Here is a 20,544-nt window from a genome sequence, read left to right as displayed (position 1 = left end):
CCCAAAAACCAAATTTTATGATAAACTAAAGGACAAGAATATTGAAATATTTGGCTGCTAATTTAAGGGGCTGGTTTAATTGAGTTTTTTGGGATTTATGTTCTTCTCAACGATTGAAGGCATTGCGGTATATGCATTGTCGCTTTACATATTCAGGCTTGATTTCAAGCGTTTTTTGTGGCAAGCGCTGCTGATGATTACGTTAATGAATGTACAAAGCTTCGTACTGCGCTCAGAGTTATCATTAGCTTATTTGTCTCCGGTCATCAGCTTGTTGTTCACGATTCTTTTCTTTATGACGATCGCCAGAGTTCCTCTCATCTGGTCTATGATCATGGGTGTGCTTGGCTACGCGATTTACGCTACACTTCAAGCATTGATATCGTTCCTGTCATTTGGCTATTTATCGATTGAAATTGTCCAGACAGATCCTCTAAAAGGATATATCCTGCAATCTGTATCCAGTCTGATCGCATTTTTAAGCGCTTGGAAGTTTTACAGCCTCGGATATGGATTTACGTTTGAGTTTGAGAAATTACGGTTCAGATCGGAGCAAATTATCGTTGTATTTCTAATTGCTGTTTTTATTATCGCTTTAGGCGTTGTAATGTATTTCAAGGAATTGTATGTTATTTTAGCGACCTTCCTCGTTTCGATGTCGATCTTTCTTTTCTACTCCATTAGAAAGGAGACTTCTATTAAATGATTCATTTGTTATCGCAGAAGATTGCAGAAGGAATAAAGGTAGCCGCTTCTGGGGGAACACAGCAGAGGTGCTTACCGTTTTAATTGCTTTCGCCCTACTCCGTCAAATTTCTGGCGGTATTCATCTTCGTTCAAGTAAACATGCTGTTGATGGCCCTCTTTTCACCCTCTTATATTGAAAAGCAGACTCAGGTTTTGTACACAGAACTCATCCACGACCGTTTGACGTTAATAAAATGGAGGAGGTGAGAATATGAAAAAGCGTATGTTACATGGAGTTGCCACTATGCTTGCTGCTATGGCGGTTCTGGTAGTATCTACTGCTAGCTGGGTTTTTGTGCATCAAGGGGAGACGCCGGAAGAGCTCTTGAAGTAAGAGATGGGGATGGTTCGAATGCAGTTATCCGTAACCCGTGATGTTGAAGGCAAGTCCGGGTTTTGTTCTGTAAGTATAGATGATATTGTCTTCATCGAATTTGACAGGATATTAAACAGACTATATGTTCATACCATAGACAATATCTACTACACAATGGGTACGCTTAAGTACTTTGTAGAAGGACTAAATGGTTGTGGTTACGATTTTCGATTGGTGGACCGTAATAACGCGGTCCACTTATTGAAAATTAAACGTTTGGATCAAAAGCATAAAATCGCTTATTTTGAAGAGGAGATTAGCAAAAAATCCAAACGATGCACAATTGCTTACAGAAATTTTGATGAAGTGGTAACGATTCTGGAGAAACTGAATCAACCGGTTGTAATTGCATAAAAGCTGCCATTCGTCTTTCCTGTGAATGGCAGCTTTTATTTAATCGGATTTATTTTTGAAGACTGAAGCTAGAGTCATACATGGTAACTTCCGGTAGGCTCATTTATGATCCACTCTAACAAGAGAATCTGCTCGTCCAATCGGATAATTTGTTGTTTTAAGGGGCCATGTTCAATGTCCGCTTCCGCTTGGTCTAATTTTATTTTCAGCGATTTTTTTTGTGATACTAGTTCGTTTAATTTTCTTTTTACTTGATCTGCTGTTCTCATGAAATACCACGCTTTCAAGTTGGGATGTAATTGAATCTGTTATCATCGTAGCAAATCATACAAAGCGGATCAATCCTTAACGGGCAGGCAGGCACAGTTTAATCGTGTGTGTGAATTATCATAGAAAAGTTATTTTGTGTAGTGAAATTAAAGTTTTCGGGCCATCTGATTGTTTGGTTCGTACTTTCTTAATATCCGTCTTTTAGCTCTCCTGGGTTGGCTTGTTAAAAAGTTTTCCTTTTTCCATAGTTCGAACTTTTTTGAATCAATCCCTACCAATGAGATGATTGATTCAATACACAATGCCGTTTGATTCATATGGAAACTCCCTTTCCATGCAGATGGCTCACAACAAAAAACCACCTACTTTATTTGTAGACGGTCGGTTGCACTACTAGCTCCCTCGAATCAAAGTGCCCAGATAAAGATTCAAGATCATAGCTCCCATATTCATATTTTAAGTTTTTTAGGCAGATTGTGTAAATAGGGTAAAACGAAGAATATGCACTGATTTTGTCGAAAACATTAAAAACTTCATAAATATAGTAAAAAAGGACTTTGTTGAATAAAAAAGAAATATCTAAATAGTTAATAGGAACTAAAATATGTCTAATGGCTTAATGCAATATGGTCTCGAATGCGGGCAGGTTGTTTCATAATTGATAATATTTTCACCATGTAGAACTTCCCCTTGTACCTGACGTTATATAACGGAAGAAATTCATACAAGTCTGATTTTTACTTATTAGTTGTCAAGTTGAAACCCTCTCAGCAGCTGTGTATTTATTCAGCATGTCATTTGGTGCTAGAGCGTATTTAATTTGAATGAGACTATTCTATGATAATTCGCTTTTGTGGTTATATATGGAAATGTTTTTTGCTTTGGATAATATCCGGTAGGACATGGGGAAGAGGGGAGTTGTTAGAAGGAGGGATTAGGGGATATGAGAACAAAAGATAATGTCTGATCAGCAAGTAGAGAAAGAGTTATTTTAGCATCTGAATTATTAATTCTATAAATAAAAAAGAACCCTTGCTGCACAAGGGTTCTGAACGTTTATGTATGGTGATCTGTAGTGGGCTCGAACCACTGACCCCCACCCTGTCAAGATGGATTAAAGTATTACGCTAGTATCCTTTAGTGCTCTCCCCCTTCTATTATGCTAAATGAACATTAATTTTACCGATTATTATTTCCTTAAATACACTCGCGTTAACCCCAGTGTGTGACCAAAAATGTGACCATACTAATGAACTAACTAATTATGAATCTCCAAGGAAAAATGATTCTTTCTTTCAAAGTTTTATGGTATTATTTCCATATAAGAGAGAATAAAGAAGGGTGATCTAATGTCGGATAATGATAACATCGATAAAATTGTTGCTGTTCTTAGTGACTTTAGACGCGGGGAAATCACCCCTATAGATTATGAGCATGTAGTTGAATGGATCAATCAATTCGATTTAGATGATCGGTCAACAATTTTGAATGAAGTAGCCCATATTTTGAATAATAATTACTTATCAAGAGCTAATGCAAAAAAGTTCATGAAGATCATCATTAACGATGAGAGAATCTGCGGAGATATCGAGGAGAATTACGAAAATGTGCACTTTCTACAAATAGACCAAAATGGTTCTAGCCAAAAGGATTTATTAACACTTGTTGACGAGGTATTAAACGAAGAATATGAAATATCTATTCAAGATTGCGGTACCGAACCCACTAAATATGTATACATCGATGATTGTATTTATTCTGGGAATACTGCTTTCAATGATTTAAAAACTTGGATCGAAGAAGATGGCAGAAATACAGAATTGCATGTTGTGTTTTCAGCAGCTTATTCAAGGGGGCTGGCAAGCCTCCAAAGAAGGCTACGGCCAATAGCAATACAAAACAATACGAAAATAAAGTACTGGCGAGCTCATGAGTATAATAACTTTGTTCAAGATTATAAAAAGTATGAGTGTTGCTGGCCAGTAGAAGAAGATGATTACGCATCGGATCGGCATGTAGACAACTATGTAGCAGCTATTAATGAAAGAGCAGCTACTAGTCAATATCCTCCTCGTCTGTACAGAGATAAAGCTGAAATACAAGAAACGCTGTTCACATCTAGTTCCGGGAGAAACGTAGTTGAAAAAGCATTTTTTAAATGGGGTGCTTATATTACGAGTCTACCAAAAAATGCGAAGCAAACAATGAGACCACTTGGTTATGAATTTTTTGATAGCCTTGGATTCGGCGCACTGTTCGTAACTTATAGAAACATTTCAAACAACTGCCCCCTTGTCCTTTGGTGGGGAGATAAGAATATGCCTTCTTCACACCCTTTCAGTAACTGGCACCCGCTAATACCTAGAAAAGTTAACGATGGCAATTCATACTTCGATGATGATGACGAAGAGTATGATGAATTCTGGTAATGTAATAAAATAAATTAGCCCTAATATAAATATTGTATGTTAAAATAAAACAACAAGAACGTACGTTCCCGTTGTTTTATTTATTTTAATTAAAGGTTAGAATGATATTACTTATATCAGCACCAGGAGGACACCATGCAAGAAAGGGTATACTCGCGTCGAAACGCTATAGTATTTAAAAAAACTACTGAACAATTTGGCGGTCTCTCAAATATGGCGCCTGGTTATCCAATAACAATAAATGGTACAAAGATACTTACATCTGAGGCTTTATATCAGTGTTGTCGTTTCCCACATATGGCAGATGTCCAGAAAATGATTATCAACGAACGAAGCCCTATGACTGCTAAAATGAAAAGTAAACCCTATCGAAAAAACTCTAGAGAGAACTGGGATAATATAAGAATTCAAGTTATGCGTTGGTGTTTGAGGGTGAAGCTTTTTCAAAACTGGGAGAAGTTCAGCTCCCTTTTAAGAGAAACAAAAAACTTACCAATCGTTGAGGAATCTAATCGAGACCCCTTTTGGGGGGCAAAGCCAGATCAAGACGGTGAGTCTTTAAGAGGTATAAACTGTCTGGGCAGATTATTGATGGAACTTCGTGAGGAACTGCCGCTTTATGAACAAGGAAAATGTAACCTAAATCCACCTAAGATAGCTGACTTTAGACTTCTAAATAGAGAAATTGGCAGCATAGAACTTATAAGATACAATCATGTTCATGTACCAGCACCCTTACATTTGGATCAGCCAGAACCTACTCAACTCTCATTATTCAATGAAAATAACAATGTAAAGAATGACTTAGAGAATGAACGAACACACAAATTCGAAGACATATTGAATATCGTTAAGGAGCTACTTAATGATAATAAAAATGCAACTATCGATATGATTGATTATTTCATGTTAGAAAAAACAGACAAGAACTATATCGCAGATATTAAAGACTCGATTATTGATTTATCTAGTGAGGCAGCAAGCGATGCTAATTATTTCTACGAATCACTGTTAGAGGGAGTTTCCAATCTTAAATTAAAGTCTTCAACTAAATATCTTTTTACAAGAATATTATTAGAATCAAAAAGAATCGATAAGCAAAAATTGAATCAAAGACTCGCTTATGCGTCTATGATAACTCCAAATCCATTAGGACGTTATTACCACACCATTGTAAAAAAGTCTTATATCAAGCAAGATTATCTTCATTTTTACAAAAGTATGTTTAAGACTGTAGCAAGAAGCAGCTCGTATAGCAAATTACATGGTCAAAAGCTGTTAGATGACCATTTAGAAATAATCCTTGATGCATACCATGATAGCCCACATTCTCTAATAAAAGAATTTGAAGATAAACCTGTTAGGTTCGTAATTAAAGAGTTAATAAATAAAATAGGTGAAACCTTCCCTAACGATCCTTTTAAAGTTTGCGAAAAACTGAAAGTCAATCTCATTCATGTAGACCTACCAAGCAGCTTAGACGGTTTAACACTAAAAAACACTGAAGCTAATAGAGGACTTATTGTCCTCAATAATATGTTTAAAGGTACAAAGAAAGAGCAGTTTACTCTTGCACATGAGCTAGCCCATTATTTATTACATACCTTTTCAAAAGATGAACTTATACTTCCAAATAATGGACTTTACGCAAATATCAGCAATCACAATAGTTGGGAGAAAGAAGCAAATCAATTCGCTGAACTATTATTGATACCTGAAAACTCGTCTGGTGAAAAAAGATTGAGAGATTTAACTCCTAATTTCTTACCACAAATATCGCTGTTATCTGATGAATGGAACATTTCAAATGCCGTAATAATGTCAAGGCTCATTAAAACAACTGATTATCCCGCTCAATTATTAATGTATAAAGAGAATGAACTTATTTATAATGAGCATTCAAGATATTGGGGCGATTTTAATGAATATGAAGAAAAAGACATATCAGAAGAAACTTTCGATGTGTCAAGCGAAGTGACATATAAACTAATGTATATTAAATAACCCCTTTTATTAAAAAGGGGTTATTTTTGCATCCATATGGTATTTATTAAATATTGATTGAAACTGATTTTACTACCCCCATGATCTTTAATTCACCTTCTTGTACAATCAACACATCTTTGCCTTTGATGGGAGTTAGCAAACATTCACCATTGACCAAATAATATTTCCTTACAATAATTTCATCATTATTAACTGCCACTATAATATCACCATCTTCAGCTATTTCATTTTTATTAACAGTCAATGTAGAACCATTGGGTAGCAGAGGCTCCATTGAATCGTCGGACATGACGAACTCGTATCCTGTTACATCATCATGGTCCTTTCGCTGATTATCTTCAATAGTGGGGGGGAAATTTTTAAGGCAGTGCCTGATCATTCTGTAACCGGATAATTTATTTTGTTCATCTAAAATTAAGGGTGCTACTTCATCGGGGTATGTAACTTCAGTTATTCCTTTTAGCATCCCTCTGAACCACACTTCAATTTCCTGATGAAGTTCTTTAACTGTGTCAGGTGACTTTTCAATGTAACTTTCATACAGAAAATCTTCTATGTCAGCATTGCATACTCTCGCTATTGCAGCATTGACCTCATCTGAGGCAGGTGCCTGCCTTTTTGTCTGGAGTTTGCTTATATAAGAAGGTGCCACCTTTACACCTTGATCCTCGCATTTATCTGAAATTTCTTTTAATGTTAACCCGCTAGAATTAATCATATTGACTAAAGACTCATAATACCCCATTGAAAACCCCTCCTTTCAACATAATAACTACTCTCTAAAAACTAAGTCAACATAAATAAAAGTGATAAAATGACGACTTTAATATTGACTATTTTATCATCGATGGGTATCATAAATTTACGTTGATAAATTAACGATTCATCAATTTCCTTTTTTACGACATTTAATGGGGAGGTGTTTTATATTAGTCACTTTATTTTCCTAGAAAATATTGAATCTTATCTAAAACAATGTGCAAAAACTCGTGCTATACAGTCATTGCAAGAAAAAGAAATCATTAAAAAAATTAATGAACTTCGGCGAAGCTTAGATAGCGGAGCCGATACCGGTAAGGAGCGATAGCGGATTACCGGCCCGGCCTTTACCTGGAGAGGCAAGACATGCGAGGCTGGCTTGCGGTCAGGCCTCTCCGAGGCTGGCCGCAATGCCTGACTGGCAGGGCTTGCAGAGGCTCCAGGTCAAGGCTGAGGCGGGACTAACGCCTCAGCCCAGCAACCATATAACATGCTGGGCTCAAATTACATGAGAAGGTGGGTCAAACCCTTGATTTTAAAAGGTATAGACACTTTTGAATTTGGCTTAGAAATCAGTAATTACCGTGCTGCACTTGATCCATACTTGAGCAGATTTAAAGACTTAAAGGAACAAGCTCAACATACTGGAATCGAATCAACAATTCAAATCGGGGGTGTAGAGTTAACCGTACATAGAAGCGGTCAGAAGCTTTATGCATATCGTTTATCATGCAAAGACTTTCTTATTGCGTTTATGGAGAATGAGAGCAAAAATAATGCACCAGTATTTGTACGTTTCTTATCTTCGTTTTTATGGTCATATGGTCTGGATGAAGCATACTTAAGATTTCTCGATTGGTTTAAAAATTTAAATGTGTTGATCTCAGGGAATAAATTGTCGCGTGTGGATGTTTGCTTGGATTCAGAGGAAATCAGTTTTCGTGAGGAAGATGTAAAAGGAGTCGTTACACGAGCAACTAGTAAGTCGAAATATTTTGTGAATCAGGAATTTACAACAGGTAGACAATTTAGCGGCTTCCAGATCGGGAGAGGAGACCCGATGCTAGCTCGCATATATAACAAAACAATAGAGATTCAGAAATCGGGTAAAGAGTGGTTTTATGAGATATGGTCACAACATAATTGGGATAGCAGCAAAGAGGTTTGGCGTGTTGAATTTCAATTGCGGAGAAAAGCCATAAAAGAATTAGGCATAAGCACGTATGAACAATTTATTTTAAAACAAAAGGAACTATGGTCTTATTTAACAATAGACTGGCTTTCCATTAGACGGCCTACAACAGATAACATCTCAAGATGGAAAATAAAACGAAAATGGAAGATTGTCCAGAAAGCCCATCTTGACTATGTACCTTCGCCATTAATACGAGAAGTTATCAAGCAAGGTAACCTAAAACAACTTTTGGATCAAGCAACAGGTTTAATGTTATCGGTCGCTGCAATAAGTGATCACGATTCGATTTCTGAAACTTCTGAAGTACTAAAATCATGGTTCGATGTTAAGATGCGGGCTCAATCTAAGACGTTTGAATCAGAAAAATTACATCGCCAAAGTAAGTTTATATTGAAATAATTAATGGAGGGATCTAAATGAGCAACAAGGACGGCGTTGTTAAAAAGATTGAGGTTCAGCTTTTACATGAGAATTTGCGGATAATCATCGAAGACGCGAGAAAAAACCCAGTGATAAATTCGGAGCTCGCTGCGATAAAGGAAATTATTGAGAGTATAGATTTTTCGTTTGCTGACAGCGATGATATTCGAATTATAGAGAAGACCGCATTATCGATTATGGCTTCTGTCGGATGTATGCTCAAAAGCGGCTTACATCATTTGAGGCAAAACGAAGATATTGATGTGACCCGGTACTTTATGGGGTATATTTTCGAACCGGAATTTTATGATGAAGAAGAATTTCGAGAATACATTAAATAGGAGAAGGGGATTTTATATGACCAACTTAGAAACGCTTCCACCCGTATTAGATGTTACCCATATTCAAACAGTACTAGGCATTGGCAGACGGCAAGCATATGAACTTGTCAATTCCGGCCAGTTTCATGTGGTTCGTGCCGGAAAGAGAATCAAAATTGCAAAAGACGTGTTTGTGTCTTGGCTTACCGGAAGTAATATTCTGATGGAACACGCATAAGGAGATGTCATGGCAGGATCGTTAAGAAAAGAAGGGAATACTTGGTACTATGTGTTAGAACACACCGAGAACGGTAAGAGGAAACAGATCAAAAAAAGGGGATTCAAGACAAAGAAGGACGCTCAGAAAGCCCTTGTAGAGGCTCAGAGCGCTTTAAACAGCGGTACTTATGTCAAACCATCGAAGTTAAGTGTTTCTGACTATTTAATTGAGTGGATGAACGATAAACAACATTCTATTGGGAGGGAGACTGCTAAAAATCATATCACATCAATAAAGAATCACATTATCCCTCTGATAGGTGAAATTCCATTATCTAAATTAACGGCATTAGACATTCAGAAGTTAACTACGAGTTTATATGAAAGAGGATTGGCGTCATCTACAATCAAGCGGACATTTAATATTATAAATACCGCCTTAAATAAGGCAGAGAAGATGCAGCTTATCACTAAGAATGTCGCGGCATTAGTCGACAAGCCTAAGGTAAGGAGGAAGGAGCTCCAAGTTTGGGAGATCTATGAAATTCAACGTTTTTTGGAAGTTGCTCAAAAGAGCAGATATTATTTAGCGTTTCATCTAGCCATTATGGCGGGTATGCGTCAAGGTGAGATACTGGGCTTACGTTGGCAAGATGTTGATTATGAAAGTAGGAAGATTTATATTCGACAGACTCTTAGCCATGACGGGAAAGAACTTAAATCTGGTGCTAAAACGGCATTAGGTGTTCGCTCGGTTACGGTGGATGCCCAAACAATTGAGTACCTACGCAGGCAGTCACGTATCATTGAAAACGAAAAACGTCTTTCGAAGGGAGTATATACCGATAAAGGATTGGTCGTTAGCACGAGTACAGGTAATCAACTGATCCCCAGAAACCTTATGAGGGAATATAAGCTTTTACTTGAAAGAGCAGAGGTACGCAAAATAACATTTCATGATTTAAGGCACACCCATGCTTCGTTGTTATTGAAACAGAACGTACATCCTAAAATCGTTTCCGAACGGTTAGGGCATTCATCCACCCAGTTAACAATGGATATATACTCGCACTTAATGCCGAACATGCAGAAGGAGGCAGCTGACAATTTAGCTGACTTGGTACTGGGAGAAGTTCGCAAATATTGAAATCGTAACAAGATCAAAAAAACCGCAACCCTATTAGTGGTCGCGGTTTTTCAAGTTTAACTAGCTCAAGACTGCTTAATTCTTTTTTCCACTTTATAGTCACGTTTTATGTCTTGTGCTGTCTCCAATAACTCTGTCCACGGAGTTAAAATCATGTGGGGTTCTGACTCAATAAAGGCTTTTGCCTGGTCAATCTTACCCTGTTTGAAATCGTTTATGATTGCAATCAAATCTTTTCGATCAATTAATTTTACATGATTAATACCGGCTAGAGTTTCACATGCCTCGGTAAAACTCGAACTGGTTATTAATACGGACTTCTTTGCCTTGTAGTATCGCATAGAGGAGAATACCTCTTGAACACCACCTAGACCTACCGGGTTATCTAATGAGTATCTTTTAGCTTGAACGACTGTGCGGTCCCCATCGCTATCATGAAACACCAGGTCTGCTCCAAAATCCCGCGAACCAACGGTCTTATATGCCTTATATCTGAGAGCTTGAAACAATCTAAATAAGTAAATTTCAAAATCGTGTCCATCTGACATCTTGTCTATGTCGGTGATATCAATCTTATGTAAGTCGATGGAGTAAATATCTTCTGTAAAGATTGTTTGTCTGCTACGCTTCAGGCGAGGGAGCAGAATCACTGCTACAGCGATAACGAAAATAAGCGCGATTATTAAATATAGCTGGTTGGTCATAGATGTTCCTCCATTTCTTTAGTTAGCTGCCAATATACAATATACATCCGACTATACGAATAGAAAAGAAAATTATGTAAGCATTCGGTAGCGTATAGAGTAAGTAAATCTTCTAGACAGTTGAAGTCAGCAAAAACGTTGGTGTGACCATTATGTGACCAAATATTTAATCAGAAGCAGGGAGATTGGAATTGGTAAGTAATTTAAAATAAAAAGAACCCTTACACCGTAAGGGTTCTGAACGTTTATGTATGGTGATCTGTAGTGGGCTCGAACCACTGACCCCCACCCTGTCAAGATGGTGCTCTCCCAGCTGAGCTAACAGATCACGTCGTAGCGACAAGTAATAATATATCAAGTTTAGAGAACGGAGTCAACTGTTTTTTTGAATTTTTTTAGCGTCCAAAAAAACGCATCACGGCAGGAGAGGGGCCGGATGCGTTAGAGCTCTTAACCATTGTTGATGTCACATTTATTTTTAATAAAGTGAATTTGATTTTCGAGGCGATTCACTTGCTGCTGCTGCTCTTGAGAAAGCTCACCGGTCGATCTCAGCTCTCTCAACGACTCGTTCAGTTGATGCAGATCGTTTGAAGCATTGGCGCAATCATAGCTGCTTTCAAGCTGCTCAGGCATGGTATGTCCTCCTGGAGAATAATTTCGGGCACGTAATGTAGTATGGACTGCACGCAGAAAGTTATGCGGGAAAGCGACTTTTTTGCTTTTCGCTTTCATAAGTATAAGAAAGCGGTTTTGCCCAAGGGAGGAAACCAATCGTGAAAGAGTATGCTTTGCTCGGGGTATGGCTGGTCGGCTTATTCGGTATTATCGCGATTGTCATTGTTTGTGTTGCCCGTATGGTTATCATGGATTCCATGTCCTATGATCGGAAGTTTCTCTGGCATCAGCAGCAGGAAGAGATAAAAGAAACGCCTAAAAAATAAACGGGTTTGAAATCGCCTCATAATGAACATAATACTCCTAATCATGCTTGCAAGAAGCCAGGTAGGAGTGAACGAAACATGTATTCAAAATGGCTGGTCATACCGCTTCTTCTGCTTATAACGATAGGAGCATGCACTCATTATTCAACCTCCGGATCGATGTCAATGGAGCAGAGTGAAGCTGTATCTGTGCGCCAGGATGTTTATCCGAGCTCAGTTGTAGAAGAAGTATACAGTCGTGCTGTATCGACGCCGTTAGAGCGTTCTGACAGTCAGAGGCATCGCGAATTGCCGGATTTCAACCCTTAACAAAAAATCATTACGTTCTCCACGGAGATCGTAATGATTTTTTGTTAACCCCGTTAAGCTTCCACTTTCTCTTCCGGCAGCACCCAAGCGCTCGACCAGCTTTCTATTTCCCGGACTACAGGTTCAAGCGCCCGGCCTTTCTCAGTTAAAGAATATTCTATGCGAACGGGAGTTTCCGGATATACCTTGCGGTTGACGATGCCCTCTTGTTCCAATTCCTTTAACCTCTCTGACAATAGCCTTCCGCTGATCGGAAGCGCAGCTTCAATGGTGCAAAAACGCTGCGGGCCTGAAAGAAGCCGATAAATAACCAATATCGCCCAACGTTTGCTGAGTATTTGTATTCCCTTCTCAACTCTAGGGCACAATGTAATTTGTTCCACTTTAAATCACCTCGCTGTACATCTATTATAGCTTAATCGTCTGAAAGTTACAAAGATTAATTAACACACTTGACAAAATATAATTATTATTATACATTTAGTTACGAAAAGTAAGTATCAAAGTAAATGGTGGTGCAAAAGAATGACTCATATCTCCGATATCGAACTTGGTGAAGTGAAATTAAAGGTAAGCAATCTGGAACGTTCGATTAAGTTTTATCAAGAGGTTGTTGGACTTAAAATGTTGAACCAAGAAGCAAAAACAGCTGAACTGACAGCGGATGGGAAAAACGCGCTATTGGTGCTTGAGGAGATTCCCGGCGCCGTCGTTGTGCCTCCAAGATCTGCAAGCGGACTCTATCATTTTGCGATTTTACTGCCTACAAGAAAAGATTTAGGTCTTTCACTGCGGAATCTTATCGAGTCCGGCATTCATATCGGGCAGGCAGATCATCTAGTGAGTGAAGCATTATATATCTCAGATCCGGATCACAATGGCATTGAGATTTATCGGGATCGCCCTCGGGAAACGTGGACACGTGATGAAAAAGGCAATTACAATATGGCTACGGATCCCATCGATTGGGAAGGTTTGCTGGAAGAAGCGAAGGGTGAAGCATGGACAGGTTTGCCGGCAGGAACAACGATGGGGCACGTTCATGTCCATGTTAGCGATCTTCAAAAGTCGAAACAATTTTATTGCGACGTATTAGGTTTTGATATAACGGCGAATTATATGAGTCGGATGGGTGCCCTGTTTATTTCCGCGGGAGGGTACCATCATCATCTTGGACTAAATATATGGGCGGGCAACGGGGCTCCAATGCCGCCAGTGAACGGAACCGGTTTGGCTTACTACACAATCGTTGTACCTGATCAAGAAGAACTGGACAACGTAGTTGGCCAATTGCGCAATGCCGGAATATCGGCTGAGGAAGAGGCCGGGGCTTGGTTTGTAAAAGATCCTTCCGGCATTCAATTGAAGCTGACAACAAAATAAAAGAAAAGAAAAACAGCGGCTCATTCATTACGACATGAAGGAGGTGATAAAATGTCAGACGTTAAAATTACGATTTCTGATCATGGACCTTTGATTGTTAACGGTGAAATTGAATTGCTTGATGGCGAAGGAAAGAAAATCGACACAAAGCAAGCTACATACCTTTGCCGCTGCGGCCTTTCCACGAACAAGCCATTCTGTACCGGTGCCCACAAAGATAAATTTGAAAGTGCGGTACGGGCATAAGCGCAGCAGCAGGCTAAACAAACAAAGCAAGCAGACCCTCATGGGGCATGCTTGCTTTATTTGTTTTTTCAATAAGCCGATACCGACACTAGAAAGTGGGCAGGTTATCGAGATTGTTATCGACTCTTCCATCCGGATCGGACCTGAGATGTTCATCGCCGTCGCGTCCCCTGAATACATTCAAGTTTTGGATCTGGTTGTTCTTCACCATCGTTTGAGCGGTTTTATAATCGACGACCTTCCCCGAGGTGAGCTGCAGCTCGACTATGTCGCCATCACCGTTTTTTCTAACTGCGACGACCTGCTCCTGCTGATTTTGTTGTTCATTCATCATCATCGCCTCCTGTGCTTATTATGGCGCGTTATACCAAGCCTATACCTAATGAATGGGATGAAAAACAGCCCTTCGCTCACAAACAGTGTGTCTGGGGGCTGTTTATCACACTTCGTAGATTTTGTGCTGCTCCACAAATCGCATATAGCCTGTTTTCCCTTTAAATTGCTCCTGATCATCAGCGTAGTGCATCAGCCAGACCAGTTTCTGGAGCTCATCAGGCAAAGTGAGCAGCTCTTTCAGGCATGCATGAACGACGCCTGGAGATTGGAACTGGCAATCATGAAAGATCGTGCGGCATCCGCGTTCCTCCACCAACTGATGCAGGAGCTGAGGATGAAACTGCATATCGGCTGAGTAGAAAAACCGGTCATTTATATACAGCGAGTAGCTTGGTTTATTTGGGATATGAGGCGTCTCTATAATCTCCACCTTTAACTGGGGTGTGATCATCACAGGCACGTGTTCCTCTAAAAGCACGACATCGAAGAAGTCATCGATGGACGGCCACTGATCCTGCGTTAACCCGCCTTTTAGCGTGTTCTCCCATAACGGTGTAATCACTTTGGATGGAACATACAACAAAGGCTTTCGGTTGTGTTGGAATTTCATGCGGAATGCCAATTCCTCAAGACCGCCGACATGATCGGCATGAATATGCGTAATCAGGACGGCATGAATATCATTTAACGATTTGCCCAGCTTGTGCAAGGCTGTAGGCGCAGTAATGCCGCAATCAATCATCAGAGTAAAATCATCTGCGTATACGAGTGCATTGTTATTGTAATAGGTTTTCGCAAACGCGCTCCCGGTTCCAAGCATTTGTATTTTCAAGCGGCAGCTCCTCCTGAGCAATTATTTCTTAAAATTTAACATGTCCGTACGAGAAATGAAAGTAAAGCCCATTGAAAAGTTGCATGTACCGTGACAGCTGCGGATACGTTCGGCGACATGAAATCATACGATATGGGTAGGAGTTGATAAATGCAAGGGAGAGAGGAGCTGCTCCTTATGAGTAAAAATAAAAAGGGAAAAGCGAAAAAGCAACTCGTATCGGATAAAAAGCAATATGTAATGAAATTAGTACTGTCAGATACGTGTGCGGTATGTAAAACGCCTTGTGACAGAGGAATGGATTATTTAGCTCGCATGAGCAGGCCCGGTGCGGTGGGTAAAGGCGTGCCTTGTATATTGACCCGGAAAAAATTATAAGGAAATAATAGTAAGTGGGTATTTCCTATTTCCCAGGAAAGCGCGCCTTTCAACAGGAAGTGACAAAAGTCAGTGTATAAAAAAGTTGGATAGTATAGCGCAACTTTGCAGCTATATTTGAGTATAACCTTACATCCAAAGACCAATGGGTGGAGGTTTTAGATTCATGAAATTCAGAAAATTACTCATCCTGCTCCTTATTATGTCACTTTGGGGCGGAACGATGTTGTTTGCGGATTCGGCAACACAAAAAGTTCGTGTTTTCATAAATGGTTCGGAGTTAAATGAATCGGGGTTGTTAACCGAGGGAAAAACGTACTTGCCGCTAAGGCAGATTGCCAATTCGGTGAACTCTATCATTGTATGGGACGAGAATAATAAGCGGGCTTCCTTATTTAATCCGAATGTCCATATGTTCTTGTTTCAAGACAAAACGATATTCGGAAATGTAACCAAAGGAAGCCGGATTACATTCAGCGTATGGGCGCAGGTGGACAACTTAAAAACGGATCTTTCCGCCGTTAAGATTGTGATTGCCGATCCGTTCGGCAAAGAGGAATTGATCCAATCTCAAGCGGTGACAAAGCAAAAGGATAATTTCTGGTTCCCTACCAAGGAGATCAGATACCACTTTGATTCAGCTGGTAAGTATACCGTAAGGTTCTACATGAAGACGGCCTCATCAGATGAATGGTTCTCGGTGTCCGAGAAAACCATTACCTCAGAATAACCGATCGTTGAATGCTTTCGTTCCAATTATGGGCGGGAGCATTCGTTGTTTGACCGGGTTAATAGAACATGTTACTATACGTGGGTAAGTGATTCTTAACTGACTTAATTGAAATGGGGTATTCCAATGAGCGAACATAAGCATGACGAAAATTGTAATCACGACCATGATCATGAGCATGAAGAGCATGTGTTCTTGGTAAGCGATGAAGAAGGCAACGAACGGGAAATGGTTATGGTATTCACCTTTGAATCCGAGAATCAAGTGTATGCAGTACTGCTTGATCGTAATGATCCGGAAGCAGACGGCGTTATTTTCCGCATCGAAGAAGAGAATGAAGAAGCGTTCTTGGTCGGCATTGAGGACGATGAAGAATGGAACCGTGTTACAAAAATTTATGAAGAAATTGCAAATCAAGAGAATGAAGCACAATCATAAGAAGGCAATAGAAAAGGGCGGCTCATGCGAGCTGCCCTTTCTGTTTTCAATTCTAATTACTTCCTAGGATTATAATAGATGGTACGGCCGTTAAAGAGGTGAAGCTCGGCCTTCAAATGCTTGGCTAAATATTTGCACAGCTCGTTCCCTTTGGCCTTATCGCCGTGAGTAGCGTCATCAGGCAATACGACTTGGATATGATGGCGTTCCTTCTCTTCCTCTGTGACTGATCCGACACCGAATACAATGTAACGGTATAACGGCTCCTTGCCCTTCAGATAGAACCAGCGGTCTTCTTCTCCTGGCTTTGTCTCAATCGTGTAAGGGAACGCGGCATCCGCATAATCCCAGTCCAACTGTTTGCCGGTGAGTGAGGTTTGCTCACGGTACCGCTGTAAACGTGCTTTAATTTCCTCAAGTTCCATCCTCTCGACGGCGGAACCTTCAACGAATTTGATGTATGCGCTCTGGCTCAAACATCCCACCCCCACGAACATCATAGCAAAGATGAAAAAGGTTGACAATATGTGGGTTGTCTAGCTATTGCCGTTGGCAGCGAAATATGATAAAATAGTAGAAATATTCTGAAAATTTTGTGAGGAGGAGAAATTTATGTTCGAACAACTGTATGATGTTTCGGAACAAACCAATGTTCATTTTGTTGGCTTCATTACGGATCGGGCACGATATGATTTCTCAATCGTATTCACAAATCAATTTTTCGGAAAACCACTTGTCATTTGTATGCAGACCGGCAAATCCACACTGTTCTGCTTGGAGGATTTATCGAATCTGGACGATTTGCAGCAAGCATTTCTTCTTCAAGATCCAAAAGCAGCGGAGGAGCTACAATCTTTCCTGATGAGTCGTTTGCCGTCGCTCGACGTACGCGATCAATATTAAGTAAGCGCTAACAACCAGGTAAAGAGGCTGTCTCTCTGAGACTAGCCCCCATAATCAGAAAGCAAATGGCGTCACAGGGACTTACACCTGCTGTGGCGCCATTTACTTTTGGTAATTGAACGGTTCAAACCAAAACGGAACAGGTCGAATAATTCTGAGAAGCGTGAACATTCGAATGCGCAGTTCTCTGTTGAACCTCAAAAAACGAAGGGGCTTCCCATGACTGGGACGGCCCCTTCGTATTGTAACGGAATTAGAAAATCGCCGTTTCCTCAACGATAACTTTCACGAATTGAATGCTCCGATCTTCCGGCCCTTTGACAGGCAATCCGACCTCAACATGATCGATAATATAATCGATGTTTTCTTGAGAGATGACCTCGCCCGGGAGCATGATCGGAATGCCCGGCGGATAGACGTAGATGAACTCCGCGATAATTCTTCCGGCCGATTCTTTGAACGGCACGACCTCCGTCTCCGCATAGAAAGCGTCTCTTGGCGTTAATGAAAGCTGGGGAATGCTCGGAATTTTAACGACCAGTTCCTTTGCTTCATTTACTTGGTAATACTGCTCCGACATTTGTCTGAGTGCGGTAAGCAGAATTTCAATCGCTTCTTTTTGCTCACCTGGGGTAACGAGACAAAGGATGTTATACATATCGCTAAGCTCAACTTCGATATTATAATGCTCGCGCAGCCAATTCTCAGTCTCATACCCTGTAATGCCCAGATGGCGGACGTGAATGGTCAATTTCGTCGGATCATAGTCATAGGTTGCTTCCCCGCCAAGAATTTCTTCACCAAAGCAATAAAGGCCGGGAATTCCATTGATTGCGGTACGGGCATATTGAGCCAGGGAAATCGCTTCCTCTGCAAGACGGTGACCGTGAAGCGCGAGCTGGCGCCGGGAGGTGTCAAGCGATGCAAGCAGAATGTAGGAAGTAGATGTTGTTGTTAGCATACTGATAATGGTCTGCACGCGCTGCGGGTTGATCCGGCCTTTGCGAACATTCAGGACCGAGCTTTGTGTCATAGACCCACCAAGCTTATGCACGCTGGTAGCAGCCATATCGGCTCCGGCTTCCATCGCCGACATCGGCAGCTTATCGTGAAAATGAATTAACACGCCATGCGCTTCATCGACCAAAACAGGAATATCATAACTGTGCACGAGATCGACGATTTCTTTCAAGTTGGCGCAGATGCCGAAGTAAGTAGGGTTGATGACGACAACCGCTTTCGCATCCGGATGGCGTTCCAACGCCCGCCGCACGGAACGGGTCGTAATGCCGTGATCGATACCCAGGTTTGCGTCCCTGGCCGGTGAGATAAATACCGGTCTGGCGCCTGCAAAAATAATGGCCGACATAATTGATTTATGAACATTGCGAGGCACGATGATTTTATCGCCTGGTGCGCAGACGGTAAGGATCATCGTCATAATAGCGCCGCTAGTCCCTTGCACGGAGAAATAGGTGTAATCCGATCCGAATGCGTCAGCGGCCAACTGCTGCGCTTCTTCAATAACACCGGTCGGTTGATGCAGGTCATCAAGTGGAGCGATATTGATCAAATCGATCGACAAAGCATTGTCGCCGATAAAGGAGCGAAACTCCGGGTCGCTTCCTGACCCTTTCTTATGTCCGGGAATATGGAACTGTACGGGATTTTTTTCCGCATGGCTGCGCAGTGCGCTGAACAGCGGGGTTCGATTATGATCCATCGTTTCATCCCAGCCTTTCCTAATAAAGTGGTTCAAACTGCAAACAAGGTTGAGTATAGCAAAAACAGGGGGGAATGCAAGCGGATTTTGTTACTGAATTGTTCATTTCCATGCGATTACAAGTTATGGTACGATATCGGGTGGAGGGAACTTAAGATGAATAAACCACTTGCAGTCGTTATGCTGATGTTATTAACCACCTTCATTGGTTTTGGCATCATTATTCCGGTGATGCCGGAAATCATTAAAGATGTCGACCCCGGATCTTTGGAATTACATACAGGGCTAATGTTATCGATTTACTCCGCCATTTCTTTTTTATTATCACCCATTTGGGGCGCATTATCTGACCGGATTGGACGGCGCCCTGTCATCCTGACAGGAGTGCTTGGCTTCGCGGCAAGCTTTTTGCTGTTCGGTCTGGGGACGGAGAGCTTAACCTTGATGTACTTATCCAGGATCCTCGGCGGTTTATTCTCTGGGGCAGTGGCGTCTGTCATTGTCGCATATGTGGCTGATGTTACACCGCCGGAGGAGCGGACCAAGGGAATGGGGCTCGTCGGGATGTCCATCGGGCTTGGCTTTACGATCGGTCCGGGAGTCGGCGGATTGTTAAGCGAAATCTCGTTAGCAACGCCTTTTTTCACAGCGGCGGGGCTTGCATTAGTAACCTACTTGATGGCTTTATCCAAGTTAAAGGAATCGCTGCCTCCGGAAAAACGGAGAACGAAAGCGGAAAAAGCGCCATCCCGCTGGCAGGCTTTTTCCGGATCGGTTCGATATCTATATGTGCTTGCATTTTTTGTTGCTTTTTCACTAGCAGGCCTCGAAGCCACGCTCCAATTGTTCGGCATGTACCGTTTTGACGTGACGCCTAAGCAGGTTGGCATGATGTTTTTCATCTGTGGCTTGGTTGGTGCATTAGTGCAGGGCGGCATCGTAAGAAGGTATATCCGCAAAGGTGATGAGCCCAAATTCATCATGGCAGGCTTAATCATATCGGCTGCCGGCTTCTTGTTGCTTATGACATCGCATGATTTGTGGACTGCAACGATCTACCTTGCCATATTCGGTATCGGTAATGCGTTAATACGGCCTTGTGTCACATCGTTAATTACACAGAAAACAACGGTAGGCCAAGGAATCGCCTCCGGTCTAAGCTCCTCAATGGATAGTTTAGGCAGGATTGTGGGTCCGATCACAGGCACGCTACTGTTCACGATGGATGTACAGCTGCCTTATCTGATCGGCGGAGCGTTGTCATTAGCAGCGCTGCTACTGCTCTCAAGATTTTTGTTTGTAGACCGCAAAGGCGCAGCATACTAATCGAAGGCTTCAGTACAATTTCATTTCAACCTAATGAGAAGAGGCTGCC

28 protein-coding genes, 1 tRNA gene and 1 riboswitch are annotated in these 20,544 nt (G+C 41.1%); of the genes, 19 read left to right on the top strand and 10 right to left on the bottom strand.

The genetic code is table 11. From position 1 onward, the window contains the following. Positions 1 to 79 precede the first annotated feature (79 nt). The 4 genes from IEW11_RS14135 to IEW11_RS14120 all read left to right on the top strand — a co-directional run bounded on the left by IEW11_RS14135 (position 80) and on the right by IEW11_RS14120 (position 1,477). On the top strand, positions 80 to 706 hold the full coding sequence (locus tag IEW11_RS14135) for a hypothetical protein (RefSeq protein WP_188531712.1): 627 nt from the start codon (positions 80 to 82) through the stop codon (positions 704 to 706). Positions 707 to 716: 10 nt separating this feature from the next. Continuing rightward, positions 717 to 884, top strand: a complete 168-nt coding sequence (locus IEW11_RS25350) for an accessory gene regulator B family protein (protein WP_373289328.1) — start codon at positions 717 to 719, stop codon at positions 882 to 884. A gap of 74 nt (positions 885 to 958) precedes the next feature. Then, positions 959 to 1,081, top strand: coding sequence for a cyclic lactone autoinducer peptide (locus IEW11_RS14125; protein WP_188531710.1), 123 nt, complete (start codon positions 959 to 961; stop codon positions 1,079 to 1,081). A gap of 18 nt (positions 1,082 to 1,099) precedes the next feature. Beyond that, positions 1,100 to 1,477: a LytTR family transcriptional regulator DNA-binding domain-containing protein gene (locus tag IEW11_RS14120; RefSeq protein WP_188531709.1), complete on the top strand. Its 378-nt coding sequence runs from the start codon at positions 1,100 to 1,102 to the stop codon at positions 1,475 to 1,477. A gap of 74 nt (positions 1,478 to 1,551) precedes the next feature. On the opposite strand, the gene IEW11_RS14115 is transcribed toward IEW11_RS14120, so the two are convergent. Continuing rightward, positions 1,552 to 1,746: a hypothetical protein gene (locus IEW11_RS14115; protein WP_188531708.1), complete on the bottom strand. Its 195-nt coding sequence runs from the start codon at positions 1,744 to 1,746 to the stop codon at positions 1,552 to 1,554. Positions 1,747 to 2,117: 371 nt separating this feature from the next. Beyond that, positions 2,118 to 2,201: riboswitch (cyclic di-GMP riboswitch) on the bottom strand. 895 nt (positions 2,202 to 3,096) lie between these two features. Here IEW11_RS14115 and IEW11_RS14110 point away from each other — a divergent pair. Beyond that, positions 3,097 to 4,176: a phosphoribosyltransferase-like anti-phage protein gene (locus tag IEW11_RS14110; RefSeq protein WP_188531707.1), complete on the top strand. Its 1,080-nt coding sequence runs from the start codon at positions 3,097 to 3,099 to the stop codon at positions 4,174 to 4,176. 135 nt (positions 4,177 to 4,311) lie between these two features. Further along, complete coding sequence (locus IEW11_RS14105) at positions 4,312 to 6,180, top strand: NADAR family anti-phage protein (protein ID WP_188531706.1); 1,869 nt, start codon at positions 4,312 to 4,314, stop codon at positions 6,178 to 6,180. 46 nt (positions 6,181 to 6,226) lie between these two features. On the opposite strand, the gene IEW11_RS14100 is transcribed toward IEW11_RS14105, so the two are convergent. Further along, entirely contained in the window at positions 6,227 to 6,928 is a 702-nt protein-coding gene (locus tag IEW11_RS14100; protein ID WP_188531705.1) for a S24 family peptidase, read from the bottom strand. Positions 6,929 to 7,471: 543 nt separating this feature from the next. Between IEW11_RS14100 and IEW11_RS14095 the strand changes: the two genes are divergently transcribed. From IEW11_RS14095 to IEW11_RS14080, 4 genes are read left to right on the top strand one after another with little or no spacing between them, the layout of a single operon-like run. Then, positions 7,472 to 8,536, top strand: a complete 1,065-nt coding sequence (locus IEW11_RS14095) for a replication initiation factor (RefSeq protein ID WP_188531704.1) — start codon at positions 7,472 to 7,474, stop codon at positions 8,534 to 8,536. Positions 8,537 to 8,553: 17 nt separating this feature from the next. After that, a complete protein-coding gene (locus IEW11_RS14090; protein WP_188531703.1) occupies positions 8,554 to 8,898 on the top strand; it encodes a hypothetical protein in 345 nt (114 codons plus the stop codon). A gap of 16 nt (positions 8,899 to 8,914) precedes the next feature. Then, complete coding sequence (locus IEW11_RS14085; RefSeq protein WP_188531702.1) at positions 8,915 to 9,115, top strand: helix-turn-helix domain-containing protein; 201 nt, start codon at positions 8,915 to 8,917, stop codon at positions 9,113 to 9,115. Between the two features lie 9 nt (positions 9,116 to 9,124). After that, a complete protein-coding gene (locus IEW11_RS14080) occupies positions 9,125 to 10,243 on the top strand; it encodes a site-specific integrase (RefSeq protein WP_188531701.1) in 1,119 nt (372 codons plus the stop codon). 65 nt (positions 10,244 to 10,308) lie between these two features. Here the strand turns inward: IEW11_RS14080 and IEW11_RS14075 are convergent, their stop codons facing one another. The 3 genes from IEW11_RS14075 to IEW11_RS14065 all read right to left on the bottom strand — a co-directional run bounded on the left by IEW11_RS14075 (position 10,309) and on the right by IEW11_RS14065 (position 11,583). Continuing rightward, positions 10,309 to 10,947 carry a restriction endonuclease gene (locus tag IEW11_RS14075; protein ID WP_188531700.1) on the bottom strand — a complete coding sequence of 213 codons (639 nt, stop codon included), beginning with the start codon at positions 10,945 to 10,947 and terminating at the stop codon, positions 10,309 to 10,311. Between the two features lie 252 nt (positions 10,948 to 11,199). Beyond that, positions 11,200 to 11,275 (bottom strand) — tRNA-Val (locus IEW11_RS14070). Between the two features lie 122 nt (positions 11,276 to 11,397). After that, positions 11,398 to 11,583: a DUF2524 domain-containing protein gene (locus IEW11_RS14065; protein ID WP_188531699.1), complete on the bottom strand. Its 186-nt coding sequence runs from the start codon at positions 11,581 to 11,583 to the stop codon at positions 11,398 to 11,400. A 140-nt stretch (positions 11,584 to 11,723) separates the two neighbouring features. Between IEW11_RS14065 and IEW11_RS14060 the strand changes: the two genes are divergently transcribed. Both IEW11_RS14060 and IEW11_RS14055 read left to right on the top strand, forming a co-directional pair. Further along, entirely contained in the window at positions 11,724 to 11,891 is a 168-nt protein-coding gene (locus tag IEW11_RS14060; RefSeq protein WP_188531698.1) for a hypothetical protein, read from the top strand. 78 nt (positions 11,892 to 11,969) lie between these two features. Further along, positions 11,970 to 12,200 carry a hypothetical protein gene (locus tag IEW11_RS14055; RefSeq protein ID WP_188531697.1) on the top strand — a complete coding sequence of 77 codons (231 nt, stop codon included), beginning with the start codon at positions 11,970 to 11,972 and terminating at the stop codon, positions 12,198 to 12,200. 53 nt (positions 12,201 to 12,253) lie between these two features. Here the strand turns inward: IEW11_RS14055 and IEW11_RS14050 are convergent, their stop codons facing one another. After that, positions 12,254 to 12,583 carry a winged helix-turn-helix transcriptional regulator gene (locus IEW11_RS14050; protein ID WP_188531696.1) on the bottom strand — a complete coding sequence of 110 codons (330 nt, stop codon included), beginning with the start codon at positions 12,581 to 12,583 and terminating at the stop codon, positions 12,254 to 12,256. Positions 12,584 to 12,725: 142 nt separating this feature from the next. Here IEW11_RS14050 and IEW11_RS14045 point away from each other — a divergent pair, with 142 nt between their 5' ends. Then, on the top strand, positions 12,726 to 13,583 hold the full coding sequence (locus IEW11_RS14045; protein ID WP_188531695.1) for a VOC family protein: 858 nt from the start codon (positions 12,726 to 12,728) through the stop codon (positions 13,581 to 13,583). Positions 13,584 to 13,634: 51 nt separating this feature from the next. Further along, the gene (locus tag IEW11_RS14040; RefSeq protein WP_188531694.1) at positions 13,635 to 13,829 is read left to right on the top strand and encodes a CDGSH iron-sulfur domain-containing protein; all 195 of its coding nucleotides are present in this window, start codon (positions 13,635 to 13,637) and stop codon (positions 13,827 to 13,829) included. Positions 13,830 to 13,917: 88 nt separating this feature from the next. On the opposite strand, the gene IEW11_RS14035 is transcribed toward IEW11_RS14040, so the two are convergent. Then, entirely contained in the window at positions 13,918 to 14,160 is a 243-nt protein-coding gene (locus IEW11_RS14035) for a DUF3892 domain-containing protein (RefSeq protein ID WP_188531693.1), read from the bottom strand. A 108-nt stretch (positions 14,161 to 14,268) separates the two neighbouring features. Continuing rightward, a complete protein-coding gene (locus IEW11_RS14030; protein WP_229725287.1) occupies positions 14,269 to 14,997 on the bottom strand; it encodes an MBL fold metallo-hydrolase in 729 nt (242 codons plus the stop codon). Between the two features lie 177 nt (positions 14,998 to 15,174). Between IEW11_RS14030 and IEW11_RS14025 the strand changes: the two genes are divergently transcribed. The 3 genes from IEW11_RS14025 (at position 15,175) to IEW11_RS14015 (ending at position 16,543) form a co-directional block, all read left to right on the top strand. Beyond that, on the top strand, positions 15,175 to 15,375 hold the full coding sequence (locus IEW11_RS14025; RefSeq protein ID WP_188531692.1) for a hypothetical protein: 201 nt from the start codon (positions 15,175 to 15,177) through the stop codon (positions 15,373 to 15,375). A gap of 166 nt (positions 15,376 to 15,541) precedes the next feature. Beyond that, a complete protein-coding gene (locus tag IEW11_RS14020) occupies positions 15,542 to 16,105 on the top strand; it encodes a copper amine oxidase (RefSeq protein WP_188531691.1) in 564 nt (187 codons plus the stop codon). Between the two features lie 126 nt (positions 16,106 to 16,231). Next, positions 16,232 to 16,543, top strand: coding sequence for a DUF1292 domain-containing protein (locus IEW11_RS14015; protein ID WP_188531690.1), 312 nt, complete (start codon positions 16,232 to 16,234; stop codon positions 16,541 to 16,543). Between the two features lie 56 nt (positions 16,544 to 16,599). Here the strand turns inward: IEW11_RS14015 and IEW11_RS14010 are convergent, their stop codons facing one another. Continuing rightward, positions 16,600 to 17,019 carry a DUF1885 family protein gene (locus IEW11_RS14010; protein ID WP_188531689.1) on the bottom strand — a complete coding sequence of 140 codons (420 nt, stop codon included), beginning with the start codon at positions 17,017 to 17,019 and terminating at the stop codon, positions 16,600 to 16,602. A 136-nt stretch (positions 17,020 to 17,155) separates the two neighbouring features. Between IEW11_RS14010 and IEW11_RS14005 the strand changes: the two genes are divergently transcribed. Then, entirely contained in the window at positions 17,156 to 17,446 is a 291-nt protein-coding gene (locus IEW11_RS14005) for a DUF3055 domain-containing protein (protein ID WP_188531688.1), read from the top strand. 253 nt (positions 17,447 to 17,699) lie between these two features. On the opposite strand, the gene IEW11_RS14000 is transcribed toward IEW11_RS14005, so the two are convergent. After that, complete coding sequence (locus IEW11_RS14000) at positions 17,700 to 19,169, bottom strand: aminotransferase class I/II-fold pyridoxal phosphate-dependent enzyme (protein WP_188531687.1); 1,470 nt, start codon at positions 19,167 to 19,169, stop codon at positions 17,700 to 17,702. A 156-nt stretch (positions 19,170 to 19,325) separates the two neighbouring features. Here IEW11_RS14000 and IEW11_RS13995 point away from each other — a divergent pair, with 156 nt between their 5' ends. Further along, positions 19,326 to 20,495 (top strand): MFS transporter, encoded by a 1,170-nt coding sequence (locus tag IEW11_RS13995; protein WP_373289326.1) that lies wholly within the window; start codon positions 19,326 to 19,328, stop codon positions 20,493 to 20,495. Positions 20,496 to 20,544: the final 49 nt, after the last annotated feature.

Source organism: Paenibacillus abyssi, assembly GCF_014640295.1.
In the GTDB taxonomy this organism is placed as follows: Bacteria; Bacillota; Bacilli; order Paenibacillales; family Paenibacillaceae; genus Paenibacillus_D; species Paenibacillus_D abyssi.
The sequence above is the reverse complement of the archived record's forward strand: the minus strand, read 5'-3'. Positions and strand labels throughout refer to the sequence as shown.

Coding starts and splice junctions, on each gene's coding strand:
- IEW11_RS14115 (WP_188531708.1), bottom strand. CDS start 1,746: ATGAGAACAGCAGATCAAGTAAAAAGAAAATTAAACGAACTAGTATCA.
- IEW11_RS14035 (WP_188531693.1), bottom strand. CDS start 14,160: ATGAATGAACAACAAAATCAGCAGGAGCAGGTCGTCGCAGTTAGAAAA.
- IEW11_RS14065 (WP_188531699.1), bottom strand. CDS start 11,583: ATGCCTGAGCAGCTTGAAAGCAGCTATGATTGCGCCAATGCTTCAAAC.
- IEW11_RS14075 (WP_188531700.1), bottom strand. CDS start 10,947: ATGACCAACCAGCTATATTTAATAATCGCGCTTATTTTCGTTATCGCT.
- IEW11_RS14110 (WP_188531707.1), top strand. CDS start 3,097: ATGTCGGATAATGATAACATCGATAAAATTGTTGCTGTTCTTAGTGAC.
- IEW11_RS14005 (WP_188531688.1), top strand. CDS start 17,156: ATGTTCGAACAACTGTATGATGTTTCGGAACAAACCAATGTTCATTTT.
- IEW11_RS14040 (WP_188531694.1), top strand. CDS start 13,635: ATGTCAGACGTTAAAATTACGATTTCTGATCATGGACCTTTGATTGTT.
- IEW11_RS14000 (WP_188531687.1), bottom strand. CDS start 19,169: ATGGATCATAATCGAACCCCGCTGTTCAGCGCACTGCGCAGCCATGCG.
- IEW11_RS14120 (WP_188531709.1), top strand. CDS start 1,100: ATGCAGTTATCCGTAACCCGTGATGTTGAAGGCAAGTCCGGGTTTTGT.
- IEW11_RS14015 (WP_188531690.1), top strand. CDS start 16,232: ATGAGCGAACATAAGCATGACGAAAATTGTAATCACGACCATGATCAT.
- IEW11_RS14020 (WP_188531691.1), top strand. CDS start 15,542: ATGAAATTCAGAAAATTACTCATCCTGCTCCTTATTATGTCACTTTGG.
- IEW11_RS14085 (WP_188531702.1), top strand. CDS start 8,915: ATGACCAACTTAGAAACGCTTCCACCCGTATTAGATGTTACCCATATT.
- IEW11_RS14090 (WP_188531703.1), top strand. CDS start 8,554: ATGAGCAACAAGGACGGCGTTGTTAAAAAGATTGAGGTTCAGCTTTTA.
- IEW11_RS14045 (WP_188531695.1), top strand. CDS start 12,726: ATGACTCATATCTCCGATATCGAACTTGGTGAAGTGAAATTAAAGGTA.
- IEW11_RS14080 (WP_188531701.1), top strand. CDS start 9,125: ATGGCAGGATCGTTAAGAAAAGAAGGGAATACTTGGTACTATGTGTTA.
- IEW11_RS14105 (WP_188531706.1), top strand. CDS start 4,312: ATGCAAGAAAGGGTATACTCGCGTCGAAACGCTATAGTATTTAAAAAA.
- IEW11_RS13995 (WP_373289326.1), top strand. CDS start 19,326: ATGAATAAACCACTTGCAGTCGTTATGCTGATGTTATTAACCACCTTC.
- IEW11_RS14100 (WP_188531705.1), bottom strand. CDS start 6,928: ATGGGGTATTATGAGTCTTTAGTCAATATGATTAATTCTAGCGGGTTA.
- IEW11_RS14125 (WP_188531710.1), top strand. CDS start 959: ATGAAAAAGCGTATGTTACATGGAGTTGCCACTATGCTTGCTGCTATG.
- IEW11_RS14055 (WP_188531697.1), top strand. CDS start 11,970: ATGTATTCAAAATGGCTGGTCATACCGCTTCTTCTGCTTATAACGATA.
- IEW11_RS14025 (WP_188531692.1), top strand. CDS start 15,175: ATGAGTAAAAATAAAAAGGGAAAAGCGAAAAAGCAACTCGTATCGGAT.